The 290-nt window shown below is 70.7% G+C and carries 1 pseudogene; it reads left to right on the top strand.

From position 1 onward, the window contains the following. Window positions 1–290, top strand: a pseudogene (locus tag AABA86_RS33875) (methyl-accepting chemotaxis protein); the annotation flags it as partial.

Below are 290 nucleotides of genomic sequence, written 5' to 3'. Positions count from 1 at the left end.
ACCGCGAAGGCGACCGGTGAGATCGCGCAGCAGATCACCGGCATCCAGTCGGCGACCCAGGAATCCGTCGCGGCGATCCGCGACATCGGCGGCACCATCGCGCGGCTGTCCGAAATCGCTGCGGCCATTGCCGCGGCGGTGGAGGAGCAGGGTGCGGCGACGCAGGAGATCACACGAAACGTGCAGCAGGCGGCCAAAGGTGCGCAGCAGGCCTCGTCCAATGTCGGCGAGGTCGAGCGGGGCGCCGCCGAGACCGGCGCGTCGTCCTCGCAAGTGCTGTCGGCGGCGCA

Origin of the sequence: Bradyrhizobium sp. TM233 (assembly GCF_036247965.1) — a bacterium.
Classification (GTDB): Bacteria; Pseudomonadota; Alphaproteobacteria; order Rhizobiales; family Xanthobacteraceae; genus Bradyrhizobium; species Bradyrhizobium ottawaense.
This window is presented reverse-complemented; position numbering and strand designations above follow the sequence as displayed.